The organism is Pseudomonas sp. GGS8 (assembly GCF_024168645.1).
GTDB lineage: Bacteria > Pseudomonadota > Gammaproteobacteria > Pseudomonadales > Pseudomonadaceae > Aquipseudomonas.
This window is the reverse complement of sequence record NZ_JALJWF010000001.1, coordinates 1,473,330-1,498,141: the sequence shown is the minus strand read 5'-3', so window position 1 is coordinate 1,498,141 and position 24,812 is coordinate 1,473,330. Positions and strand designations below refer to the sequence as shown.

At 60.2% G+C, this 24,812-nt stretch carries 18 protein-coding genes; 15 read left to right on the top strand and 3 right to left on the bottom strand.

From position 1 onward, the window contains the following. Positions 1–180: 180 nt before the first annotated feature. The gene (locus tag J3D54_RS06520) at positions 181–618 is read right to left on the bottom strand and encodes a YkgJ family cysteine cluster protein (RefSeq protein ID WP_138866653.1); all 438 of its coding nucleotides are present in this window, start codon (positions 616–618) and stop codon (positions 181–183) included. 255 nt (positions 619–873) lie between these two features. Here J3D54_RS06520 and J3D54_RS06515 point away from each other — a divergent pair, with 255 nt between their 5' ends. The 5 genes from J3D54_RS06515 (at position 874) to J3D54_RS06495 (ending at position 10,331) form a co-directional block, all read left to right on the top strand. Continuing rightward, entirely contained in the window at positions 874–3,324 is a 2,451-nt protein-coding gene (locus J3D54_RS06515) for a glycogen/starch/alpha-glucan phosphorylase (protein WP_253417192.1), read from the top strand. Between the two features lie 202 nt (positions 3,325–3,526). Then, positions 3,527–7,114 carry a DUF2339 domain-containing protein gene (locus J3D54_RS06510; RefSeq protein ID WP_253417191.1) on the top strand — a complete coding sequence of 1,196 codons (3,588 nt, stop codon included), beginning with the start codon at positions 3,527–3,529 and terminating at the stop codon, positions 7,112–7,114. Next, positions 7,111–8,478 carry a DUF3999 domain-containing protein gene (locus J3D54_RS06505; RefSeq protein WP_253417190.1) on the top strand — a complete coding sequence of 456 codons (1,368 nt, stop codon included), beginning with the start codon at positions 7,111–7,113 and terminating at the stop codon, positions 8,476–8,478. The genes J3D54_RS06510 and J3D54_RS06505 overlap by 4 nt, the downstream gene beginning before the upstream one ends. 236 nt (positions 8,479–8,714) lie before the next feature. Then, a complete protein-coding gene (locus J3D54_RS06500; protein ID WP_105340627.1) occupies positions 8,715–9,725 on the top strand; it encodes a class 1 fructose-bisphosphatase in 1,011 nt (336 codons plus the stop codon). A gap of 3 nt (positions 9,726–9,728) precedes the next feature. After that, positions 9,729–10,331, top strand: coding sequence for a DUF924 family protein (locus J3D54_RS06495; RefSeq protein ID WP_253417189.1), 603 nt, complete (start codon positions 9,729–9,731; stop codon positions 10,329–10,331). 132 nt (positions 10,332–10,463) lie between these two features. Here J3D54_RS06495 and J3D54_RS06490 read toward each other — a convergent pair whose 3' ends face one another. After that, positions 10,464–12,356: a methyl-accepting chemotaxis protein gene (locus tag J3D54_RS06490; protein ID WP_253417188.1), complete on the bottom strand. Its 1,893-nt coding sequence runs from the start codon at positions 12,354–12,356 to the stop codon at positions 10,464–10,466. A gap of 284 nt (positions 12,357–12,640) precedes the next feature. On the opposite strand from J3D54_RS06490, the gene J3D54_RS06485 reads away from it, so the two are divergent. After that, on the top strand, positions 12,641–12,895 hold the full coding sequence (locus J3D54_RS06485) for a hypothetical protein (RefSeq protein WP_007933963.1): 255 nt from the start codon (positions 12,641–12,643) through the stop codon (positions 12,893–12,895). Between the two features lie 33 nt (positions 12,896–12,928). Continuing rightward, positions 12,929–13,498, top strand: coding sequence for a lipocalin family protein (locus J3D54_RS06480; RefSeq protein ID WP_253417187.1), 570 nt, complete (start codon positions 12,929–12,931; stop codon positions 13,496–13,498). Between the two features lie 120 nt (positions 13,499–13,618). Here the strand turns inward: J3D54_RS06480 and J3D54_RS06475 are convergent, their stop codons facing one another. Next, positions 13,619–14,983, bottom strand: a complete 1,365-nt coding sequence (locus J3D54_RS06475) for a formimidoylglutamate deiminase (RefSeq protein WP_253417186.1) — start codon at positions 14,981–14,983, stop codon at positions 13,619–13,621. A 146-nt stretch (positions 14,984–15,129) separates the two neighbouring features. On the opposite strand from J3D54_RS06475, the gene hutC reads away from it, so the two are divergent. The 8 genes from hutC (at position 15,130) to hutH (ending at position 24,701) form a co-directional block, all read left to right on the top strand. Beyond that, a complete protein-coding gene (gene hutC / locus J3D54_RS06470; protein ID WP_161793960.1) occupies positions 15,130–15,840 on the top strand; it encodes a histidine utilization repressor in 711 nt (236 codons plus the stop codon). A 10-nt stretch (positions 15,841–15,850) separates the two neighbouring features. Beyond that, on the top strand, positions 15,851–16,420 hold the full coding sequence (locus J3D54_RS06465) for a HutD family protein (RefSeq protein WP_253417185.1): 570 nt from the start codon (positions 15,851–15,853) through the stop codon (positions 16,418–16,420). Positions 16,421–16,868: 448 nt separating this feature from the next. Next, entirely contained in the window at positions 16,869–18,566 is a 1,698-nt protein-coding gene (gene hutU, locus J3D54_RS06460; RefSeq protein ID WP_253417184.1) for a urocanate hydratase, read from the top strand. Positions 18,567–18,728: 162 nt separating this feature from the next. Further along, a complete protein-coding gene (locus J3D54_RS06455; RefSeq protein ID WP_253417183.1) occupies positions 18,729–20,201 on the top strand; it encodes a cytosine permease in 1,473 nt (490 codons plus the stop codon). Between the two features lie 68 nt (positions 20,202–20,269). Continuing rightward, entirely contained in the window at positions 20,270–21,238 is a 969-nt protein-coding gene (locus J3D54_RS06450) for an ABC transporter substrate-binding protein (protein ID WP_253417182.1), read from the top strand. A gap of 70 nt (positions 21,239–21,308) precedes the next feature. Further along, positions 21,309–22,160 (top strand): proline/glycine betaine ABC transporter permease, encoded by an 852-nt coding sequence (locus J3D54_RS06445; protein WP_053153259.1) that lies wholly within the window; start codon positions 21,309–21,311, stop codon positions 22,158–22,160. Next, positions 22,157–22,987, top strand: a complete 831-nt coding sequence (locus J3D54_RS06440; protein ID WP_253417181.1) for a glycine betaine/L-proline ABC transporter ATP-binding protein — start codon at positions 22,157–22,159, stop codon at positions 22,985–22,987. The genes J3D54_RS06445 and J3D54_RS06440 overlap by 4 nt, the downstream gene beginning before the upstream one ends. 169 nt (positions 22,988–23,156) lie before the next feature. After that, positions 23,157–24,701: a histidine ammonia-lyase gene (hutH, locus tag J3D54_RS06435; protein ID WP_253417180.1), complete on the top strand. Its 1,545-nt coding sequence runs from the start codon at positions 23,157–23,159 to the stop codon at positions 24,699–24,701. The last annotated feature ends 111 nt before the right edge of the window (positions 24,702–24,812 follow it).

The window sequence follows — 24,812 nt, the reverse complement described above, 5'->3', positions numbered from 1 at the left end:
GTCGAAAGGCCGGGGGCGTTTTTGTTTGTCTGGGTTTTGTGCGGTGTTTGTGTCGGCCCCATCGCGGGCAAGCCCGCTCCCACAGTGATTGGTGGTGTCTACAAAGTCTGTGTTCAGCGCCGAACCCTGTGGGAGCGGGCTTGCCCGCGATGGGGGGCTGTCAGGCAGTGAGATCCTGGATCAGAACTTGTCCAGCGTCCGTGGATTGTTTTCGCGCACCACTTCTTTGGGCTTGTACGCGCAATACCCCGGCCGCGGTCCGATTTTCGGATGGTTGCGGCAGGTGTCCGGGCGCTTATCATAAATAGTGCACAAACGGCTTTTACGATCCAGGTACAGGCAATCGTTGTTGCTCATGCGCTGGAGGGTGAAGATCTCGGACTTCTGATTGTAGCGCTCGACAATCCCTTCCTTCTGCAAGCGCTTGGCGATGTTCTTGGGTGGATCGCCCAGTTCGAATTCGTCGACGATGCCGATGCGGATCAGATCCTTGATCTTGACTTCGACCGGCAGCGTGCAGCAGCTGGACATGCACGAGCCGCACATTGGGGCAGAGTACTTGGCCCAGGTATCGAGGCGATCGATTTCCGCGGCGGCGATCAGGTTGGGCTTCATCATCGGTTGTTACCAGCGTGTGCATCAGGGCGCGCGATCATACCGGGACTGGTGGATTTTTGAACAACCTTTCGCCAGATTTTTTTGCTTGTCGCAAAATAGTCCTGTGTCCGGCACGACCCCTGCATTGTTTCAGGCACGCGATAACCTAATGCCGATCTATCTCGCACCAACAGGAAAAACTGCCGAACCAGAGTCTCTACGGTCTGTCAGACCGACTAGGCTCAGACAATTCCACGCTCGCTCGAGGTCTTATCGATGACTCAAGAACCACTTGTTCGCGAAGCAGAGGTGGCCGCATTCCGCGACGCCGTCTTGACCAAGCTCACCTACGCGGTGGGCAAAGACCCGGATCACGCCTTCGACCATGACTGGTTCGAAGCCATTGCCCTGGCGGCGCGTGATCACATGGTCGAGCACTGGATGGACCATACCCGGCAGATCTACCGCAAAGGCCAGAAACGGGTTTATTACCTCTCCCTGGAATTCCTTATCGGTCGCTTGCTCTACGACAGCCTGAGCAACCTTGGCCTGCTCGATGTGGCCCGCGAGGCCATGACCGAACTGGGCGTCGACATCGAACGCATTCGTCTGCTGGAGCCCGATGCGGCGCTGGGCAACGGCGGCCTCGGGCGTCTGGCGGCGTGCTTCATGGAAAGCATGTCGACCCTCGGCATCGCCGGCCATGGTTATGGCATTCGTTACGAACATGGTTTGTTCCGCCAGGCCATCGTCGACGGCTGGCAGCAGGAGCAGACCGAACACTGGCTGGATTTCGGTAACCCGTGGGAGTTCGAACGACCAGAGGTGGCCTACCCGATCGGCTTCGGCGGCAGTGTCGAAACCGTGACCGATGAGGCCGGCAAGTCCAGGCAAGTCTGGTCCCCGGCAGAAACCGTGCGGGCCATTGCCTACGACACCCCGGTGGTCGGTTGGCGTGGTGCGAGTGTCAACACCCTGCGGCTGTGGCGCGCCCGGGCCATGGAAGAATTGCATCTGGAGCGCTTCAACGCTGGCGACCACTTGGGCGCGGTGGCGGAAGTGGCCTGGGCAGAAAGTATCTCCCGTGTGCTCTACCCGGCCGACAGCAATGAGGCCGGCCAGGAATTGCGCCTGCGTCAGGAGTATTTCTTCGTCGCCGCGTCCTTGCAGGATTTGTTGCGCCGCCATCGCAACATGCACACCTCGGTGCTGACCTTGGGCGATCACGCCGCCATTCAACTCAACGACACTCACCCCTCGATCGCCGTGGCCGAGCTGATGCGTCAGTTGGTCGACGTCTATGACGTGGCGTGGGATGCGGCGTGGCAGATCACGGTCGACACGCTGTCGTACACCAACCACACGCTGCTGCCGGAAGCGCTGGAAACCTGGCCGGTCGGTTTGATGGAGCGAATGCTGCCACGGCACATGCAGATCATTTATTTGATCAACGCCCAGCACATCGATTCGTTGCGCGCCAAGGGCGTCCACGACTTCGACGTGTTGCGTGCGATTTCACTGATCGAGGAAGACAACGGTCGCCGCGTGCGCATGGGTAACCTGGCGTTCCTCGGTTCCCACAGCGTCAATGGCGTGTCCGGCCTGCACACGCAGCTGATGCGCAGCACGGTGTTCTCCGAGCTGCACAAGCTTTACCCGGACCGGATCAACAACAAGACCAACGGCATCACCTTCCGCCGCTGGCTCTATCAGGCCAACCCCGAGCTCACCTCCATGCTGGTCGAGGCCCTGGGCCCGAGTCTGCTGGACAACCCCGAGGAGCGCTTGCTCGCTCTGGAGCCGTTTGCCGAGAAGACTGCCTTTCGCAAGCAGTTCGCCGAGCAGCGGCTGCACAGCAAGAAAGCCCTGGCGTATCTGATTCATGAGCGGCTGGGGATCGCGGTCAATCCGGCGGCGATGTTCGATGTGCAGGTCAAGCGGATCCACGAATACAAACGTCAGTTGCTTAACCTGATGCACACCGTCGCGCTGTATCAGGCGATTCGTGCCGCGCCGGAAATCGATTGGGTGCCGCGGGTGAAAATCTTCGCCGGCAAGGCGGCAGCCAGTTATCACCAGGCCAAGCTGATCATCAAACTGACCAACGACATTGCGCGGGTGGTCAACAATGACCCGACGGTGCGCGGTTTGCTCAAAGTGGTGTTCCTGCCCAACTACAACGTCAGCCTGGCCGAAAGCATCATTCCGGCGGCGGATTTGTCGGAGCAGATTTCCACCGCCGGCTTCGAAGCCTCGGGCACCAGCAACATGAAGTTCGGCCTCAACGGCGCGTTGACCATCGGCACCCTGGACGGGGCCAATGTGGAAATGTGCGAGCGCATCGGTGCCGAGCACATGTTCATCTTCGGTCTCAGCTCCCAGCAAGTGGAGGCGCGTAAGCGCAACCATGAATTCAACGCTGCGCCGGACATTGCTGCCTCCCATCGACTCAGTGACGTGCTGCAAGCGATTCGCAGCGGGGTGTTTTCACCTGACGATCCGTCCCGTTATACCGCGCTGATCGATTCACTGGTGGACTACGACCGCTTCCTGGTCTGCGCCGATTTCGACTCTTACTGGAACGCGCAGATGCTGGTCGAAGCTCACTGGCACGACTCGAAAGAGTGGTGGCGTTCGGCGGTATTGAACACCGCGCGGATGGGCTGGTTCTCGTCCGACCGGACTATTCGCGAGTACGCCACGGATATCTGGAAGGCTTTGGAGTAACTTTTAGCAATAAATGCGAGCGAGGCCCGACGGTTGTCGGGCCGGACCGATATACTAAGCGCCAGTTTTACCGGATGTTTCTGTGGCCGTTGCGCGGTCAATCGCGGGCAAGCCTCGCTCCTACAGGATAGGAACAAGGCTTGCCCGCGATTGACGTCAGTGCAAGCGTCACAAAGCAATGGGCCGCTTAGGGATATCGACCATGCAATGGATGTTCATGCTGATTGGGCTGCTGCTGGGCTGGATGCTTGACGAGTCGTTCAGCGACGCGCTGTTGGGTGCGTTGCTCGGGCTGGGTCTCGGCCAGGCCATTCGCATCGGCCGCTTGAGCACTCAAACTGCCGAGCAGCGGCGCTTACTTGATCAGGCGCAGATTGCGCTGAATGCAGTCGAGCAGCGACTGGCGTTGCTGGAGGTGTCGGGTGTCAAGGCACCTGAGCCAGGCGAAACGGTTGCCAGTGAGCCCGTTTCCTCCCCAGAAATCATTCTTGAACAAGCCCCTGTCGCAACCCAGGAGTTGGTCTGGGAACTACCTCCCGAGCTCGAACCTATCACCGCGGTCGCCGCCGAAAGCAGTCGTCCGCTGCCCGCTGATGTCTGGCAACCCGAGCCGGTCGCCCGCGAACCACAGCAACCGGCCGAGCCGCGTGGCCCGAACTTCATCGAGCGTGCCATCAGTGGCGCACGCAACTGGCTGTTCGGCGGCAATACCGTGTTGCGGGTTGGCGTGGTGTTGTTGTTCCTCGGCCTGGCCTTCCTGTTGCGCTATGCCACCGAAGGCATGGTGGTACCGATCGAGTTGCGTTACGCCGGTGTCGCGGCGGCGGCGTTGGGCCTGCTCGCTCTGGGCTGGTGGCTGCGACTGCGCAACAGCAACTACGCGCTGATGCTGCAAGGCACCGGGATTGCAGTGTTGTACCTCACGGTATTTGCCGCGATGCGTTTGCATCCGTTGCTTGATCCCAAGGCGGCATTGGGCCTGTTGGTGGTAGTGACGGTGTTCTCGGCGATTCTCGCCATTACCCAAAACGCATTGGGTCTGGCCGCCGCTGCCGCGCTGGGCGGTTTCGCGGCGCCGATCCTGACCTCCACCGGCGCCGGCAATCACGTCGCGCTGTTCAGCTATTTCGCCCTGCTCAACGCCGGCATCCTCGCCATCGCCTGGTTCAAGGCTTGGCGGCTGCTCAACCTGATCGGTTTCGTCGGCACCTTCGGCATCGGGTTTGCCTGGGGCCTGCGTTCCTATAAACCGGAACTGCTGTGGAGCACGGAGCCGTTCCTGATTCTGTTTTTCCTGATGTACCTGGCCATCGGTTTGCTGTTCACCCGGCGCAAGTTGCTGGAAATGAGCGATGCGCCCGAGGACAACAGCCGCGAAGCACTGCTGCGCTGGTCGGCGCACAAGGGCGATTACGTCGACGGCATGATGCTGTTCGCGCCACCGTTGGTGGGCTTCGGTCTGCAGTTCGCGCTGGTGGAGCACTTTGAATTTGCCGCCGCCTTCAGTGCCTTGGGCCTGGGCGTGATTTACATGGGCCTGGCCCGGTTGCTGATGAGCGGACGAGCGCTGTTGTTGGCGGAAACCTGTCTGGCACTGGGGGTGATCTTCGCCAGCCTGGCGATCCCTCTGGGGCTCGACGCGCGTTGGACTGCCGCAGCCTGGGCGGTGGAAGGCGCGGGGATTTTCTGGCTCGGCCTGCGTCAACAACGACCATTGGCGCGCGCCTTTGCCTTGCTGCTGCAACTGGGCTCGGCACTGGCCTTTATCAGTGAATTGCGTAGCGGCGAGGGCAGCCTGCTCGATGGTGCGCCGCTGGGAGCGTTGATGCTCGGCGTGGCGCTGCTGTTCAGTTTCTACCAATTGCGCAAAGCGTCACCCGAACAGACATCACCGTGGGAACGCCAAGGGTTGCCGGTGCTGGCCTGCCTGGGGCTGACGTTCCTCTATCTGCTGGCGCCGCTGTTTTTCTTCACGCATGGCACGGCGATCAGTTGGGCGCTGGCCGGGTTGGCGACGCTGTTCATCGGCCTGCGTCTGCAATCGCGGGCGTTCCTGTTCAGCGCATTCGCCGTGCAACTGCTCGGTGGTGCGTTGTTCCTGGTGCGGCTGCAAGGGGCGAGTGGTGAGTCGGCTGCGGTGTTCAGCGCCGGCTGGAGCGGTTTGCTCAGCGCGTCCCTGATCGGATTGGCGTTGATCGCCGGCATGCTGCTGGCGGCTCGCGACGAAATGGTGCGCAGTGACGTGCGTTTGCTGCGCGGCTTGTCGGTGGTGTTGCTGGCCGGTCTGGTGCTGATCAACCTCGCCGTGCTGTTCGTGTTGCCATGGCAAACCGCAAGCGCGGTATGGGCGGCCAGTGGTTTGTTCATCATCTGGTTGAGCCTGTACCTGAAGCAGCGCGTGAGTTTTGTCTTTGGCCTGCTGTTGCAGGTGATTGGCGGCGTAGCGTTCCTGTTCGCCGGGCCGGACTTGTTCGGGCCGCTGCTCAGCGAAGGGTTGCGACCACTGGCGCATAGCGGTTTCTGGACACCGTTGGTGCTGGGGCTGGCGGCATTCGTCGGGGCCTGGCGTTTGCAGCTCGGCAATCATGCTTCGGCTTTCGATGTGTTGAGTTTGCAGCGTTTGTCCGAGGTGTTACTGGTATGGGGTGCGGGTTGGTGGGCGCTGGCGTGGATCAGCGAAGTGCTGCGCTTTGCACCTGTGAATCTGCAAGCGACATTGTTACTGGCAGTCGCGGCGGTGAGTGTGGCGTTGTGGACGGTGCTGGCGCTGCGCCTGAAGTGGTCGTCGCTGGGCTTGCTCTGCACCTTGCTGATTCCTGCTGCCGGTCTGGTGTTACTCGCGGCCTGGTATTCGCGGTATCACCCGGCCGCCAATTTCGGCTGGCTGGTTTGGGCGGCGGTGTTCGTCGTGCATTTCATCTCGCTGCGGCGACTGGCGCCGATGTTGCCCGAAAAAGCCCTGAGCACCGCCCACGTGCTCGGTTGCTGGCTGTTGATCGGGGTGCTCGCCCTGGAGCTGCGTTACGGCTTGCTGCTGTTGTCGGAGCAGTACAACGCCTGGCGCTGGTTGGGCTGGGCGATTCTGCCGAGCCTGTATCTGGTGCTGATGGCTGCACCACGGGCGTGGCCATGGCCAGTGTCGACCTATTCCCGCGAGTACCGGGTGTATGCCGCCACGCCGTTGGCGTTGTTGATGCTCGGCTGGTTCTGGCTGGCGAACATTGCCAGCGACGGCACCGCCGAGCCGTTGCCATATGTGCCGCTGATCAATCCGCTGGAGCTGGGCCTGTTGTTCGCCCTGTTCGGCGTTTATGTCTGGTCCCGCAACGCAGTCATGCAACTGGCGATCCGAGAGGATTACGCCGATAACGCCACGCAGGTGATTGCCGGTGTTTCACTGTTCGCCTTCTTCACCGCGATGGTGATGCGCGCGGCCCATCACTGGGGTGGCGTGCCGTTCGCGCTGGATCTGTTGCTGGAGTCGATGCTGGTGCAGGCCGGCCTGTCCATCGTCTGGACCTTGATGGCCCTGAGCCTGATGATCGGTGGGCATCTGCGTCATCGCCGCGAAGTCTGGCTGATCGGCGCGGCGCTGATCGCGCTGGTGGTCGCCAAATTGTTCTTCGTTGAATTGAGCAACCGTGGCGGGCTGGCGCGGATCGTATCGTTTATCGGGGTTGGTGTGCTGCTGTTGGTGGTGGGCTACTTCGCCCCGTTGCCACCCAAGCGTGCCGAAGCCATGCCGGGTGCCGAGAAACCGGCCCCTGAAACCGAAGGAGTGTCGTCTTGAGTCAGAAGCTGAACCTGGGCTGGTGCGGTGCTGTTGTGCTGGGTGTGACGCTGTCGGTCGGCGCGCAGGAAAAACCTTCGGATTTCGCCACGCAGGTGCCGTTGTACGTGAGTGGCGAGGGGCCGTGGTATCGCCTGGAATTACCCTTGGGCGTGCAATTGAACGCGCGGCAAACCGATCTCAGCGATGTGCGCGTGTTCAACGCCGCCGGTGAACCTCAGGCGTACGCCCTGGCCCGAGAACCTGCGCAGACCCACGAAAACCGCTCGTTGACGGACGTAAAGTGGTTCCCGTTGTACAACTCGGCGGACGACACAGAGCGCGCACCAAGTGTGCGGGTGCAATCGAGCGCCAATGGCACGTTGGTCGAAGTGCAGCCGTCCAGCCAGCTGGAGGCAGGTGAAGAAGAACTGCGCGGCTGGTTGCTCGATGCCAGCGGCATCAAGGCGCCGTTGCAGCAATTGATCCTCGACTGGACCAGCGAACGCGACGGCTTCCAGCGTTTCAGCATCGAAGCCAGCAACGATCTGCAGCATTGGCAGTCGTGGGGTGAAGGGCAGGTGGCGCGTCTGACGTTTGCCGACGAACGGGTCGAACAACATGAAGTCGGCCTGCCGGGGCAATCCGCGCGCTATCTGCGTTTGCTGTGGAGTTCACCGCAGTCGGCGCCGGTGCTGACCTCGGCGCAGCTGGAAAGCACTAACCCTCGCACCTTGCCGCTGCCGTTGGTCTGGTCGCAACCATTAGCCGGCAGCAGCGCGAAGGCTGGTGAGTACATCTGGCAATTGCCGATGGGGTTGAACGTCCAGCGTTTGCAGATCGAGTTGAATCAGCCCAACAGCCTGGCACCGGTGACGTTGTCGGGGCGCAGGGAGACCAGCTTGCCGTGGCAACCGCTGACCAGCGGTTTGCTCTATCGCCTGACCCAGAATGGCCAGGACGTGGTGCAGAACGAATTGCAGTTGCCGGGTCAGACTGTGCAGCAATTGAAGCTGACAGTGGATGAACGCGGCGGTGGCCTGGGCGCAGAAGCACCCACTGTGCGGTATGCCGTGCGCTCCACTCAATTGGTGTTCCTGGCGCGCGGGGCCGGGCCTTATGCGCTGGCGCTGGGGAGTGCGACGGTGAAGGCTGCAAGCTTGCCGCTGTCGACACTGATTCCCGATTACAGCGCGGCGAAACTGGCGGCGTTGGGCAGGGCGACGGTGGACGGTGGGGCAGTGGTGACCCCGGTGGCGACAGCGCCGACGGTGCTGGGCACGAACTGGAAAAAGATCGGGCTGTGGGCGGTGTTGCTGCTCAGTGTGCTGTTTCTGGGAGCGATGGCGTTCAGTTTGCTGCGCAAGCCACCCGTAAAATCCTGAAGGCGGGTGCTTTGCACCCAATCGCGAGCAGGCTCGCTCCCACAGTGGATTGCGATCAATGTGGGAGCGAGCCTGCTCGCGATAGCGGTTTATCGGGCGGTAAAAATGCCCATTTCGAACTACGCTCAACCCCGCGCATGAACTCTATCGGGTGTATCACGTCTGATAGGAGGAAATGCGCCTCGACTCGCGTTAAACTGCGCGGGTTTTTTAGCCCCCTTCCTCCGGAGTCTTCCATGTCCCGCGTTACCCTGAGTCGCTATTTGATTGAGCAGACCCGCAGCAACAACACTCCTGCCGATCTGCGTTTCCTGATCGAAGTGGTGGCGCGTGCCTGTAAGGAAATCAGCCACGCCGTCTCCAAAGGCGCCCTGGGTGGTGTCCTGGGCAGCATGGGCACCGAAAACGTTCAAGGCGAAGTGCAGAAGAAACTCGACGTGCTGTCCAACGAGATCCTGCTTGAAGCCAACGAATGGGGCGGTCACCTGGCCGGCATGGCGTCCGAAGAGATGGACAATGCCTACCAGATCCCGGGCAAATACCCGAAAGGCGCCTACCTGCTGGTATTCGACCCACTGGACGGTTCGTCGAACATCGACATCAACGCCCCGGTCGGCACCATCTTCTCGGTGCTGCGTTGCCCGAACGAATACCTGAGCCAGAACGAACCTCTGAACGAAAAGGCTTTCCTGCAGCCAGGCACCGAGCAGGTAGCCGCCGGTTATGCCATCTACGGCCCGCAGACCATGCTGGTGCTGACCTTGGGCGACGGCGTAAAAGGCTTCACCCTGGACCGTGAAATGGGCAGCTTCGTCCTGACCCATGAAGACATCACCATTCCTGAAGCCACCCAGGAATTCGCCATCAACGCGTCCAACCAGCGTCACTGGGAAGCTCCGGTACAGCGCTACGTGGGCGAATTACTGGCAGGCGAAGAAGGCCCGCTGAAAAAGAACTACAACATGCGTTGGGTCGCCGCGATGGTGGCCGACGTGCACCGCATCCTGACCCGCGGCGGTCTGTTCATGTATCCACGCGACAGCCGCGAGCCGTCGAAGCCGGGCAAACTGCGCCTGATGTACGAAGCCAACCCGATGTCGTTCCTGGTTGAACAAGCGGGTGGCGCATCCACTGACGGCCACCAGCGCATCCTCGACATCCAGCCGGAAGGCCTGCACCAGCGTGTTGCGGTGTTCCTCGGTTCGAAAGAAGAAGTTGCTCGCGTCACGGCGTACCACAAGGAATAAACCATGACAGCGCCCTGGCAGCCGTTGCTCGAATGGTGGTTTGGATCTTTCGAATCACCCAACGAAATAGCGGCTGACAAGGGCAAGTTGTGGTTCGGTAAGCGCGACAGTCAGGACCTCGAGGCGCGGATGCGTTTCGGGGACCTGGTCGAGCAGGCACTGGCCGGCGGATTGACCGAATGGGCGCAACGCCCCGAAGGTTGGCTGGCACTGGTGCTGTTGCTCGATCAACTGCCGCGAATGATCTTTCGCGACACCCCCAAATCCTTTTCCGGCGATCCCAGGGCTCAGGCACTGGTAGCGCAAGGCATTGCCGCGGATTTCGATCGGCAACTGCGACCGATCCAGCGGGTGTTTATCTATCTGGTGTTCGAACACTGCGAAAATCTGGCGGTGCAGAACGAAGCGGTTGCGCGGTTTCTCGATCTGGTTGAACAGCAACCCGAGGTGGATCGGGCGGTGTTTGCCAGCAACCTGGATTACGCCGAACGGCATCAGAAGATCATTGCGCGGTTTGGTCGGTTTCCCCATCGCAATGCAGTGTTGGGGCGTGAATCTACGGCTGAGGAGCTGGAGTTTCTCTCTGGGCCAGGATCGCGCTTCTAGCTTGTCGTTGTTGCTGATGCCGCCATCGCGGGCAAGCCCGCTCCCACAGGGTTCGGCGTCGAACTCAAAACTTGTGCACACCACGGAACCTGTGGGAGCGGGCTTGCCCGCGATGAGGCCAGTGAGAGTGCCTTAGATCCGGAAACTACCCACCAACTGCTTCAACCGCGCCGCCTGCTGTTCAAGATCCGCACATGCACGCAAAGTCGACTGCAAGTTCTCCACACCTTCCTGGTTCAGCGTGTTGATCTCGGTGATGTCGACGTTGATCGACTCCACCACGGCGGTCTGTTCCTCGGTCGCGGTAGCTACCGACTGGTTCATCCCGTCGATTTCACCGATGCGCTGCGTCACACTGCTCAGGCGCTCGCCGGCCTGGTTGGCGATGCCGACGCTGCTTTCGCTCTGGCGCTGGCTGTCGGTCATGGTGCTGACCGCTTCCCGGGCGCCGACTTGCAGCTCCTCGATCATCTTCTGCACTTGCTGCGCCGAATCCTGAGTGCGGTGGGCGAGGTTGCGTACTTCGTCGGCCACCACGGCAAAACCACGGCCGGCTTCACCGGCACGGGCCGCTTCGATGGCGGCGTTGAGGGCCAGCAGGTTGGTCTGTTGCGAGATGCTGGTGATCACCTCAAGAATCTGCCCGATGTTCACCGTGTTGCTGTTCAGGGTTTCGATGTTGCCGCACGAATCGCTGATTTTTGCCGACAGCTGGTGCATCGCGGCGATGGTTTTATCCACAACTTGCTGACCGTCTTCGGCCAGGCTGCGCGCGTCGCTTGAATGTTGCGAGGCGAGGGCGGCGTTCTGGGCGATTTCCTGGGCGGCGGCACCGAGCTGGTTGATCGCTGCCGCGACGCTGCTGGTGCGCGACGCCTGCTGATCGGAGTTGAACATCGACGAGTTCGAGGCTGCCACTACGCGCAAGGCAACTTCGTTGACCTGACCGGTAGCCGAAGAGACTTCGCGGATCGAGGTGTGGATACGCTCGACGAAACGGTTGAACGAGGTGCCCAGTGCACCGAATTCATCTTGGCCGTGAATGGTCAGGCGTTTGGTCAGGTCGCCCTCGCCCTCGGCGATGTCATGCATGGCACGGCCCATGATCAGCAACGGCTGCATCAGCACGCGGATCAACATGCTCAGCAGCGCGATGATGATGACCACGGCGATGACCATGGCGATGATTGCCGAGGTGCGGAACTCGCTGAGCATCGAGAATGCTGTTTCCTGATCCAGCACCAGCGCCACGTACCAGTCGGCCGACGGTACACCGTTAACGTGGGTGAATGAGATGAACTGGGTTTTGCCGTTCAGTTCGACTTCCTTCAAGCCCGGGCTGACTTTCGGCGCGCCGTTGGGGTAGGCGTCGGTCAGGCTCTTGAGCACCAGTTTGCTGTCCGGATGGATCAGGATCTTGCCGTCGGCGCTGACAATGAACGCATGGCCATGACCACCGAAGTTCAGCGAGTTGATGATTGTGCTGACGCTGGACAGGTCGATGTCCGCACCGGCGACGCCAATCATCTGGTTCTGGTGCTTCACCGGCGTGGCCACGGTGATTACCAGTTTTCCCGATGACGCCGCGATGTAGGGTTCGGTGACGATGGTCTGTTGCGCGTTGTCGGCCGCCTTGTACCAGCCACGGGCGCGCGGATCATAGTCCGCGGCGCGGTTGCCGGTCGGGACCGAGAACATCACGCCATCGGTGCCGCCGAAGTAGCTCAACTGGAAGTTGCCGGTGTAGGCCGGCAGGTCGATGGCGCGCTTGAGGTTGGCCTGGGCACTGCCATCCATGGCGATCTGCTGGGACAGTGATTGCAGCAATTGGATGCGGCTTTCCAGCCAGGTCTGGATGTTGCTGGTGGTCAGGCTGCCGAGTTCCTGCATCGAGGACTCGGTGCTGCTACGTAGGGTTTGTCGCTGGCGGTAATCGTTGAACAGGATGAAACAGGCGAATGCCACGGCCACCACGAGAGCGGCTGCCAACAAGATCTTGTGGCTGAATTTCATGTTTCTAGTCATTAAATGATCTACCGCGCAGTGGCTGGTCAACAAGGGGGCGTCAATTTGCCACAGTCGAGGGCTTGGCGCTGCTTTTATGTCGACTGGCCAGCGCCAAAGATTAGGTGGGTTTTGACGAAAACCGACGAAATACTCAACGACGCGAGAAAGTGGCTGATTTATCGGTAAAAGGCGGACGAGTGGCCTAATAAATAGCCGGACGGTCGGGGAACCAGATTAGGGTTTTCTCTTCTAAGCTTCTGGTTGGCAACATGCCACCCCTCTTCCGTTCCAGGAGTTACACCATGTCGCTGCGTTCTATCGCCTTGCTCTCGTTCTGCGTGTTGTTGGCCGCATGCAGCAAGATCAATCAGGAAAATTACTCGAAGCTGTCGACCGGCATGCCCAAGGCCGAGGTTGAAACCTTGCTGGGCAAACCCGCCGACTGCTCGGGCGCACTCGGCATGTCCAGCTGCACCTGGGGCGACAAAAACAGCTTTATCAGCGTGCAGTATGCCGGTGACAAAGTGCTGATGTTTTCGGGCCAAGGCCTGAAGTAAACCGGGGCTTTTCGCCCACGGGAGAAAAAAATAATGAAGCGGTTCCTGATCGTTCTTTTTGCCGGCCTGGTATTGGCCGGCTGCGCCTCTTCTGGCGTAGATCCGTTGGCGCCCAAGACCGTCAACAGCGTCAACCTCAAGCGCTACCAGGGAACCTGGTACGAATTGGCGCGTTTGCCGGTGTATTTCCAGCGCAACTGTGCGCAATCCGAAGCCCATTACAGTCTTAAGCCTGACGGTGAGATGGCGGTGCTCAACCGCTGTCTGACCTCGGAATGGCAATGGGAAGAGGCCAAGGGCAAGGCTTATCCACAGGTGCCTGGCAAGGCCGACAAACTGTGGGTCGAATTCGATACCTGGTTCTCGCGACTGATACCCGGTGTGTCGAAGGGAGAATACTGGGTGTTGTACGTCAGCGATGATTACAAGACCGCGATTGTTGGCGACCCGAGTCGCCATCACCTCTGGCTGCTGTCACGGACCCCAACGGTCAATGGCGTGGCGCGTGAAGAACTGCTGAGCAGGGCGCGTCAGCAGGGGTATGACACGACACGGCTGATCTGGCGTACGTCGGATAGCAAGATGGCCAAGACCTCGAACTAACGGTCATCGAAGAGCAAAAACGATGGGAGCGAGCCTGCTCGCGATAGCGGAATGTCAGTCAACATTTCTGTTGAATCTGACGGTCCTATCGCGAGCAGGCTCGCTCCCACATTTTTTGCGTCAGCCCAAGATATCGCGCAGGACTTGGGTGAATGCCCGATTGCTCTCTTCTTCGCCGGCATGCCGCCCATCGCGCACGACCCACTGGCCATTGACCAGCACATCTCGCACCTGGCGATCGCCACCGGCAAATAACCAACGATTGAGAATCCCGTCGCCACTGGCGGTTGCCAGGTACGGATCGTTGCCGTCGAGCACCAACCAATCCGCGCGCTTGCCGACTTCCAGGGCTCCGATCGACTGGCCCAACGCCTGGGCGCCGCCATCCAGTGCCGCGTCGTACAGCGTGCGGCCGACCATCGGCTGATTCGCGCCATACAAACGATTACGCCGCTGATCACGCAGACGCTGGCCGTATTCCAGCCAGCGCAATTCCTCCACCACGCTCAACGACACATGGCTGTCGGAACCGATGCCCATGCGCCCGCCCTGCGCCAGGAAGTCCACCGCCGGGAAAATTCCGTCGCCGAGGTTGGCTTCCGTGGTCAGGCACAGGCCGGCGATGGCGCGGCTCTTGGCCATGAGCGTGACTTCTTCCGGGTTGGCGTGAGTGGCGTGGACCAGGCACCAGCGTTGATCGACTTCGGTGTTTTCGTACAGCCATTGCAGCGGACGGCGACCGCTCCAGCTCAGGCAGTCATCGACCTCCTTCTGCTGTTCGGCGATGTGAATGTGCACTGGGCACTGCTTGTCGCTGGCCGTCAGTACTTCGCTGATCTGCTGCGGTGTGACCGCGCGTAATGAGTGGAAACACAGGCCGAGCGACTGCGCCGGTTGCTGCGCCAGGATCGGCTGCAAGCGCGATTGAAGTTTCAGATAATTCTCGGTGCTGTTGATAAAACGGCGCTGGCCTTCGTTCGGGGCCTGGCCGCCGAAACCTGCGTGGCTGTAGAGCACCGGCAGCAAGGTCAACCCGATACCGGCGGAACTGGCCGCCTGGCTGATGCGCAGTGCAAGTTCGGCCGGGTCCGCATACGGCTGGCCATTATTGTCGTGATGGACGTAATGAAATTCCGCGACCGACGTGTAACCGGCCTTGAGCATTTCGATGTACAGCTGACGGGCGATAACGCCGAGTTGATCCGGGCTGATTTTTCCGACGAGCCGATACATCAGATCGCGCCAGGTCCAGAAACTGTCATTTGGATTACCCGCCACTTCCGCCAAGCCGGCCATGGCCCGCTGGAAGGCGTGGGAGTGTAAATTCGGCATTCCTGGCAGCAGCGGACCGCTCAACCGTTCGGCGCCATCTGCGTGGGAATCGGCCTGGATATGGGTCAGTACGCCATCGGCGTTGACTTCAAGACGTACATTGTTGGCCCATCCACTAGGCAGCAGCGCGCGTTCGGCAAAGAAGGCGGACATGGTTCAGCACCCCATCGTGTGTTATTTGTATATACATATACAGACGTTTGCCTGCTCGGTAAACTCCGGCAAGCTAGCAACTTCTAACCGATGAACAAGGATTAACCGTGCCGACTCCGCCTGCAGTCTCCCCGTTGGCCGCGAACATGGGCGACAGTCCGGCGCCCTTGTACGCCCGCGTCAAACAGATGATCACCCAGCAAATCGACAGTGGAAACTGGCCGCCGCACTACCGCGTTCCATCGGAAAGCGAGCTGGTCAACCAGCTGGGTTTCAGCCGCATGACCATCAACCGCGCCCTGCGCGAGATGACGGCCGACGGCCTGTTGGTGCGTATGCAAGGGGTCGGAACGTTCGTCGCTGAGCCGAAAAGTCAGTCTGCGCTGTTTGAAGTACACAACATCGCCGACGAGATCGCCTCCCGTGGCCATCGTCACACGTGCAAGGTGATCACCCTCGAAGAAGAGGCCGCCGGTTCCGAGCGTGCCCTGGCCCTGGACATGCGTGAAGGCCAGAAGGTGTTCCACTCGCTGATCGTGCATTTCGAAAACGATATCCCGGTGCAAATCGAAGATCGTTTCGTCAACGCGCTGGTGGCGCCGGACTACCTCAAGCAAGACTTCACCCTGCAAACGCCTTACGCCTATCTGAATCAGGTCGCGCCATTGACCGAAGGCGAGCATGTGGTCGAAGCGATTCTCGCCGAGCCGTCCGAGTGCAAGTTGCTACAGATTGAAAAGGGCGAGCCGTGCCTGCTGATTCGTCGTCGCACCTGGTCCGGCCGTCAGCCAGTGACCGCCGCCCGTTTGATCCACCCCGGTTCCCGTCATCGTCTGGAAGGACGGTTCCATAAATAAAGAGCCATAAATGAGCCAGTTGAAAGTTTTACGCGCAGCAGATTACCCGCGCATGCCGTGGAAAAACGGCGGTGGCAGCACTGAAGAAATTACTCGCGATACGGGTGTAGGTCTTGATGGTTTTGGCTGGCGCCTGTCGATTGCCGACATCGGCGAGTCGGGCGGTTTTTCCACCTTTGCCGGTTATGAGCGGGTGATCACCGTACTGCAAGGCGAGGGCATGACCTTGCGCGTCGATGGTCAGGACACGCGGGCGTTGTTACCCCTGGACCCGTTTGCTTTCAGTGGTGAAAGTCATGTGTCCTGCGCATTGCTCGGTGGGCCGATTCGCGACTTCAACCTGATTTATGCGCCGGACCGTTACAGTGCGCGGTTGCAGTGGCAGGAAGGCAAACAGCGGTTTTTTAGTGAAGCCAGGACTCTGCTGGTGTTCAGTATCAGTGAAGCGCTTGAAGTGAAGGTCGGTAACAGCGCATCGCGCCTCGGTCGCCATGATTGCCTGCAACTGGACGGTAACGTCGGTCTGCTGGACGTCGCCATCAATGGCTCATGCTGTGTCATTGAGCTGACTGCACGCTGATCCAATACCGGGTCGCCTCTATCGCGGGCAAGCCCGCTCCCACAGGAATATCATCGTCCTTGTGGGAGCGGGCTTGCCCGCGATGCTTTTCGTCCTCGCAAATCCGTTCCCCGCCGCGCACCACTTTGTTACCGAACGCCCCAGCGTGGCACAAAACCACGCTCAAGTAACAGCCTTCGCCCCTTCCGCAAAATCCCCTCGAAAAATTTCATCTGCGCCAGAACCCTTGATCCAGGCGCTTTCCAGCCCTTTCAGAATTTTTCTTGAATGCTTATCCAACAAGTTGGCCGCTTGATTGCATATGCTTGTATGTACAAGTAAAGACGTATGTGTATGAGTCACGAAGACTCAACCATCGTCCACTGATTCGCTGATGTGCACTGATGCCCATCGGCTTGCTCACCCACTGCCTGGGTTGGTTTGGATTGATTGCTGAGGAGTTCTTTTCGTGACTGAGAATAAACCTACGACCGCTTCTTTTACTAAGCACCGTGATGTTGAAATCCGCGCTGCCCGTGGTAACAAGTTGACCGCCAAGAGCTGGCTGACCGAAGCGCCGCTGCGCATGCTGATGAACAACCTCGACCCGGAAGTCGCCGAGAACCCTAAAGAACTGGTGGTTTACGGTGGTATCGGTCGTGCGGCACGTAACTGGGAATGCTACGACAAGATCGTCGAAAGCCTGACCAACCTGAACGACGATGAGACCCTGCTGGTGCAATCCGGCAAGCCGGTCGGCGTGTTCAAGACCCACAGCAACGCCCCGCGAGTGCTGATCGCCAACTCCAACCTGGTACCGCACTGGGCGAGCTGGGAACACTTCAACGAACTCGACGCCAAAGGCTTGGCCATGTACGGCCAAATGACCGCCGGCAGCTGGATCTACATCGGCAGCCAGGGCATCGTCCAGGGCACCTACGAAACCTTCGTCGAAGCCGGTCGCCAGCATTACAACGATGACCTGAAAGGTCGTTGGGTCCTGACCGCAGGCCTCGGTGGCATGGGCGGCGCTCAGCCTTTGGCTGCAACCCTGGCTGGTGCGTGCTCGCTGAACATCGAATGCCAGCAAGTGAGCATCGATTTCCGCCTCAAAACCCGTTACGTCGACGAGCAAGCCAAAGACCTCGACGACGCACTGGCCCGTATCGCCAAATACACCGCCGAAGGCAAGGCGATCTCCATCGCCCTGTGTGGCAACGCCGCTGAAATCCTCCCGGAAATGGTTCGTCGCGGCGTACGCCCGGACATGGTCACCGACCAGACCAGCGCCCACGACCCGCTCAACGGTTACCTGCCAGCCGGCTGGACCTGGGACGAATACCGCGCTCGCGCCAAGACCGAACCTGCTGCCGTGGTCAAAGCCGCCAAGCAATCGATGGCCGTGCACGTTAAAGCGATGCTGGACTTCCAGAAAATGGGCGTGCCGACCTTCGACTACGGCAACAACATCCGTCAGATGGCGCAAGAAGAAGGCGTGGAAAACGCATTCGACTTCCCAGGTTTCGTACCGGCTTACATCCGTCCACTGTTCTGCCGTGGCATCGGCCCGTTCCGTTGGGCTGCGCTGTCGGGCGACCCGCAGGACATCTACAAGACCGACGCCAAAGTCAAAGAACTGATCCCGGACGATGCCCACCTGCACAACTGGCTGGACATGGCCCGCGAACGCATCAGCTTCCAGGGGCTGCCAGCACGTATCTGCTGGGTTGGCCTGGGTCTGCGCGCCAAGCTCGGTCTGGCGTTCAACGAAATGGTGCGCAGCGGTGAATTGTCCGCGCCTATCGTGATCGGTCGCGACCACCTGGACTCCGGTTCGGTTGCCAGCCCGAACCGCGAAACCGAATCGATGCAGGACGGTTCCGACGCTGTGTCCGACTGGCCACTGCTCAACGCCCTGCTGAACACCGCGAGCGGCGCGACCTGGGTTTCCCTGCACCACGGCGGCGGCGTCGGCATGGGCTTCTCCCAGCACTCGGGCATGGTGATTGTCTGCGACGGCACTGACGAAGCGGCCGAGCGTATCGCTCGCGTGCTGCACAACGACCCGGCCACCGGCGTCATGCGTCACGCCGATGCCGGTTACCAGATCGCGATCGACTGCGCCAAGGAACAGGGGCTGAACCTGCCGATGATCACCGGCAAATAAAAAACCAGCCACCCTCAGTGGGTGGCCATACACAAAAGCTGTAGGGGCGAGGCTTGCCCGCGAACGATGCGCCTCGGTGTGTCAGAAAGCACGCCTTCGCGGGCAGTCTCGCTCCTACAGAGGTCAAACCAACACCGAATAACAATCCACAGAGGTTGAACAATGGCTGTTAATGACGATCGTGCAGGCAGTAAACCGTTGATCGAGAAACGTTCGATCGACTACATCCCGGAAGCGGAGAGACACGGTCGTCTGTTGAGCCAGTTCACCCTGTGGATGGGTGCCAACCTGCAAATCACCGCGATTGTCACGGGTGCATTGGCGGTGGTGCTGGGCGGTGACGTGTTCTGGTCGTTGATCGGTTTGCTGATCGGGCAATTGCTCGGCGGCGGCGTGATGGCACTGCATGCGGCGCAAGGGCCCAAGCTTGGCCTGCCGCAGATGATCTCTAGCCGGGTGCAGTTCGGTGTTTATGGCGCGGCCATCCCGATCGTACTGGTGTGCCTGATGTACCTGGGCTTCACCGCAACGGGCACCGTGCTTTCCGGCCAGGCGCTGGGCCAGTTGTTTGGCGTCAGCGACAGCGTCGGTATCCTCATTTTCGCCAGTGTCATCGTGCTGGTCACGGTGCTCGGTTATCGGGTGATTCATTTCATCGGCCGTGTCGCCAGCGTCATTGGCGTGATTGCCTTCGTTTACCTGTTCAGTCGCCTGATGAGCCAGACTGACGTTGGCGCACTCCTGCAAATCCGCCACTTCAGCTGGACCAGCTTTCTGCTCGCGGTGTCGCTCGCGGCGTCCTGGCAGATCGCCTTTGGCCCCTACGTGGCTGACTATTCACGCTACCTGCCGAGCAGCACGTCTTCGGTGAAAACCTTTTTCGCCGCCGGCGCCGGTTCGGTTATTGGTGCGCAGGTGGCGATGATCCTCGGCGTGTTTGCCGCCGCCATGGCCAACGGGCAATTCGCCGGCCACGAAGTGGCTTACATCGTTGGTTTGAGCGGCAGCGGTGCCACCGCTGCGCTGCTGTACTTCAGCATCGCATTCGGCAAGGTCACCATCTCTACGCTGAACTCCTACGGCAGCTTCATGTGCATTGCGACCGTCATCAGCGGTTTCCGTGGTGACCTGCGGGTAACGCGCTTGCAGCGTCTGGTCTTCGTGCTGGTCATCGTCGGCACTGCGACCCTGATCGCATTGCTCGGTCAGCACTCGTTCCTCGGTGCCTTCAAGTCCTTCATCCTGTTTTTGCTGGCTTTTTTCACGCCATGGAGCGCGATCAACCTGGTGGACTACTACTGCATCACTCGCGAGCGCTATGACGTGCCGGCGCTGGCCGATCCGAACGGTCGCTACGGCCGTTGGAATCCTCTCGGTATCAGCGTCTATGTCTTCGGTGTACTGGTGCAACTGCCGTTCATCTCTACCAAGTTCTATACCGGTCCGCTGGTGGACGATCTGGGGGGTGTGGATATTTCCTGGATCATCGGTCTGGTGCTTCCCGCAGCCCTGTATTACGTGTGCGCGAAAAAATGGCACAGCGCAGTACCCGATCAACTGATCCTGCCGGTCGAGCAGGACAGCGTTGTACAACCTAAAACAAGCGGGACCGGTCGCGCTGCGGCGCAGGCCTGATTGGACGTGGACAGGGCTGGATGCCTCTTGACTGCCGTAAGCCAACTCATGATTAGGAGCGTCACACAATGAAATCGAACAAGACCCTGCTGACCACATTGCTTTCCATGGGCCTGCTGGCCAGTGCCGGCGCCACTCAGGCGGCTGGTTGGTGCGAGTCGGGCAAACCGGTGAAATTCGCCGGCCTGAACTGGGAAAGTGCCATGCTGCTGACCGACGTGCTGCAAGTTGTGTTGGAGAAAGGCTACGACTGCAAGACCGACAGCCTGCCGGGCAACTCCATCACCATGGAAAACGCCCTGAGCAGCAACGACATCCAAGTGTTCGCCGAAGAGTGGGTCGGCCGCAGCGAAGTCTGGAACAAGGCTGAGAAGGCCGGCAAAGTCGTCGGTGTCGGTGCGCCGGTGGTGGGGGCTGTCGAAGGCTGGTACGTGCCGCGCTACGTGATCGAAGGCGACGTCAAGCGCAAACTGGAAGCCAAGGCTCCGGACCTGAAAAACATTGCCGACCTGGCCAAATATTCCGCGGTGTTCAAGGACGCCGAAGAGCCATCCAAAGGCCGTTTCTACAACTGCCCGGCCGGCTGGACCTGCGAGCTGGATAACAGCGAAATGCTGAAAAGCTACGGCCTGGAAAACAGCTACACCAACTTCCGTCCAGGCACCGGCCCGGCGCTGGATGCGGCGGTGCTGTCGAGCTACAAGCGTGGCGAGCCGATCCTGTTCTACTACTGGTCGCCAACCCCGCTGATGGGCCAGATCGACGTGGTCAAACTGGAAGAAAAACCGGGTGTCGACAAGCGCGTGACCATCAAGGTCGGCCTCTCCAAGACTTTCCACGAGCAGGCCCCGGAACTGGTGACCGTGCTGGAAAAGGTCAACCTGCCGATCGACCTGCTGAATCAGAACCTGGGGCGTATGGCCAAAGAGCGGATCGAGTCGCCAAAACTGGCCAAGATCTTCTTGAAGGAACATCCTGAAGTCTGGCACGCGTGGGTGAGCGAAGACGCAGCCAAGAAAATCGACGCGGCCTTGTAGGTTGAGCCTCTCCGACTGTCGGCAACGGCAGTCGGATGCTTGATCGCAACCCCTTGATTGAGAGTCTCTTATGTTTCCCGAAAGCTTTACCTTTTCCATCGCCGACTGGGTCAACGGTTGGGTCGATTCGCTGGTCACCAACTACGGCGACGTGTTCCGCAGCATCTCCGACACCCTGCTGTGGGCCATCGTCAATCTTGAAGGGCTGCTGCGTGCGGCGCCCTGGTGGCTGATGCTGGCAATCGTGGCGGGCGTGGCCTGGCACGCGACCCGCAAAGTCGTGACCACGGCGGTCATCGTCGGCCTGCTGTTCCTGGTGGGCGCGGTCGGTCTCTGGGACAAGCTGATGCAGACCCTGGCGCTGATGATGGTGGCGACGGTCATCTCGGTGCTGATCGGCATTCCGTTGGGCATTCTTTCTGCGCGCAGCAATCGCCTGCGTTCGGTGTTGATGCCGTTGCTGGACATCATGCAAACCATGCCGAGCTTCGTGTACCTGATTCCGGTGCTGATGCTGTTTGGTCTGGGCAAGGTTCCGGCGATTTTCGCCACGGTGATCTACGCCGCACCTCCGCTGATCCGCCTGACCGATCTGGGTATTCGCCAGGTTGACGGTGAAGTGATGGAAGCGATCAACGCCTTCGGTGCCAACCGCTGGCAGCAACTGTTCGGCGTGCAACTGCCGCTGGCCCTGCCAAGCATCATGGCCGGGATCAACCAGACCACCATGATGGCCCTGTCGATGGTGGTGATCGCCTCGATGATCGGTGCCCGTGGCTTGGGTGAAGACGTATTGGTGGGGATTCAGACCCTCAACGTCGGACGTGGTCTTGAGGCCGGTCTGGCGATCGTGATTCTGGCAGTGGTGATCGACCGCATTACACAGGCGTATGGTCGGCCACGGCATGAGGTGAGCAAATGAGCAACGCAGCCATCAGCAAGATCGAAGTCAAAAACGTCTTCAAGATTTTCGGTAACCGCTCCAAGGAAGCACTGAGCATGATTGGCCAGGGCAAAACCAAGGATCAGGTACTGGCCGAAACTGGTTGTGTGGTCGGCGTGAACGACCTGTCGTTGAGCATCGCCACCGGTGAGATCTTCGTGATCATGGGCCTGTCGGGTTCCGGCAAGTCGACCCTGGTGCGCCACTTCAACCGCCTGATCGACCCCACCAGCGGTGCGATCCTGGTGGACGGCGTGGACATCCTGCAATACGACATGGAAGCCCTGCGTGAATTTCGTCGGCACAAGATCAGCATGGTGTTCCAGAGCTTCGGCCTGCTGCCGCACAAAACCGTGCTGGATAACGTCGCCTACGGCCTGAAAGTGCGTGGCGAGAGCAAGCAGATGTGCGCCGAACGCGCGCTGCACTGGATCAACACCGTGGGCCTGAAGGGCTACGAAAACAAATACCCGCATCAGCTTTCCGGCGGCATGCGCCAGCGTGTGGGCCTGGCTCGCGCACTGGCGGCGGACACCGACATCATCCTGATGGACGAAGCCTTCAGCGCCCTCGACCCGCTGATCCGCGCCGAAATGCAGGACCAGTTGCTGGAACTGCAAAAGACCCTGCACAAGACCATCGTCTTCATCACTCACGACCTCGACGAGGCCGTGCGCATCGGCAACCGCATCGCGATCCTCAAGGATGGCCGACTGATTCAGGTCGGCACACCACGAGAGATCCTGCATTCGCCGGCGGATGAGTATGTGGACCGGTTCGTACAGCGGCGGGCGGCGGTGGTTTGAGAAATTTGCGGTGATCGGGCGGGCCTCATCGTGGGCAAGCCCGCTCCCACAGGGATTGGTTGTGTTGCACAAATTTTGTTCACACAACAGAACACTGTGGGAGCGGGCTTGCCCGCGATGAGGCCAGTAAAGCTGCATCAATATTCAGGTTGTACGCATGAGGTTAATGATGTCCCAGGCTGAAAAAATCGTTATCGCCGATGCCCCGTTGCGTTGGCAGGATGTGGTCGCGGTAGCCCGCCATGGCGCGCAGCTCGAGCTATCGGCCCAAACCTGGGCGCGGATCGAAAATGCCCAGGCGATCGTCCAGCGCATCGTCGCCAGCGGCGAGCGTGCCTACGGCGTCAATACCGGCCTGGGCGCTTTGTGCAACGTCTCGCTCAAGGACGAACAACTCAGCCAGCTGTCGCGCAACACCTTGCTCAGCCATGCCTGCGGCGTCGGTGCACCGCTGGCCGACGAGCAGACCCGCGCGATCATTTGCGCCGCGATCCACAACTACAGCCATGGCAAATCCGGCATTCATCGCCGGGTGGTCGAAGCCCTGCTGGCGCTGCTTAACCGTGGCATCACCCCGCAAGTGCCGTCCCAGGGGTCGGTCGGTTACCTGACCCACATGGCCCACATCGGCATCGCGCTGTTGGGCGTCGGTAATGTCAGCTATCGAGGGCAGATCGTTTCTGCACAACACGCTTTGAGCGAGGAGGGCCTGCAACCGGTTCAGCTCGGCGCCAAGGACGGTTTGTGCCTGGTCAACGGCACGCCGTGCATGACCGGCCTCAGTTGCCTGGCCCTGGCCGATGCAACGAACCTGGTGCAGTGGGCCGATGTGATCGGCGCCATGAGCTTCGAGGCCCAGCGCGGGCAGATTGCCGCGTTCGATGCCGAGATCATCGCGCTCAAACCGCATCCGGGCATGCAACAGGTGGGTATCAATCTGCGGGCGTTGCTTGACGGCAGTGAAGTGATCGCCAACAGCAAAGGCATTCGCACTCAGGATGCACTGAGCATCCGCTCGATTCCGCAAGTGCACGGTGCTGCCCGCGATCAGCTTGAACACGCCAGGAAGCAGATCGAAACCGAACTCAACGCCGTCACTGATAACCCACTGCTGCTGGGCACGCCGGAGAATTTCCGTGTCATGTCCCAGGCCAATCCACACGGCCAATCAGTTGCTTTGGCGGCTGACTTGCTAGCGATCGCCATGGCCGAAATCGGCTCCATCGCCGAGCGTCGCCTGGACCGCTTGGTCAACCCGCACGTCAGCGGTTTGCCGGCCTTTCTGGTGGCCAATCCGGGCGTGAACTCCGGGATGATGATCGTGCAATACGTCGCCGCGTCGCTGTGTGCGGAAAACCGCCAGTTGGCGCAACCGGCGGTGCTCGATAACTACGTCACTTCGGGCTTGCAGGAAGACCACCTGAGCATGGGTACCAACGCCGCGCTGAAGCTGCATCGCGCGTTGGAAAACTGCACGCAGATCCTCGCCATCGAGTACCTGCTGGCGGCCCAGGCCTTTGAATTCCTGAAAGCTGACTTTTCCAAGGGCTCGGGCTCGGGCTTCGGCGCCGGCACCGGTGCCGCGTGGCGCCTGCTGCGCGAACGTATTCCGGCTTACGACCAGGACCGCTGGCTGGCACCGGACATCGCCAGCGCCGCTGCTGTTTTGAAAGACCCGATTTTGTTGCACAAAGCTGTACCGAACCTCAACTGATTTCCACAACCACCAGCGTGCCAAGGCGCGGCCCCTCCAAAAGGCGGGACGCGACGGACAACGGATATCTCCGGAGCGTCTGGTTAGTTAATAAAAATGCTCTCAAAAGGA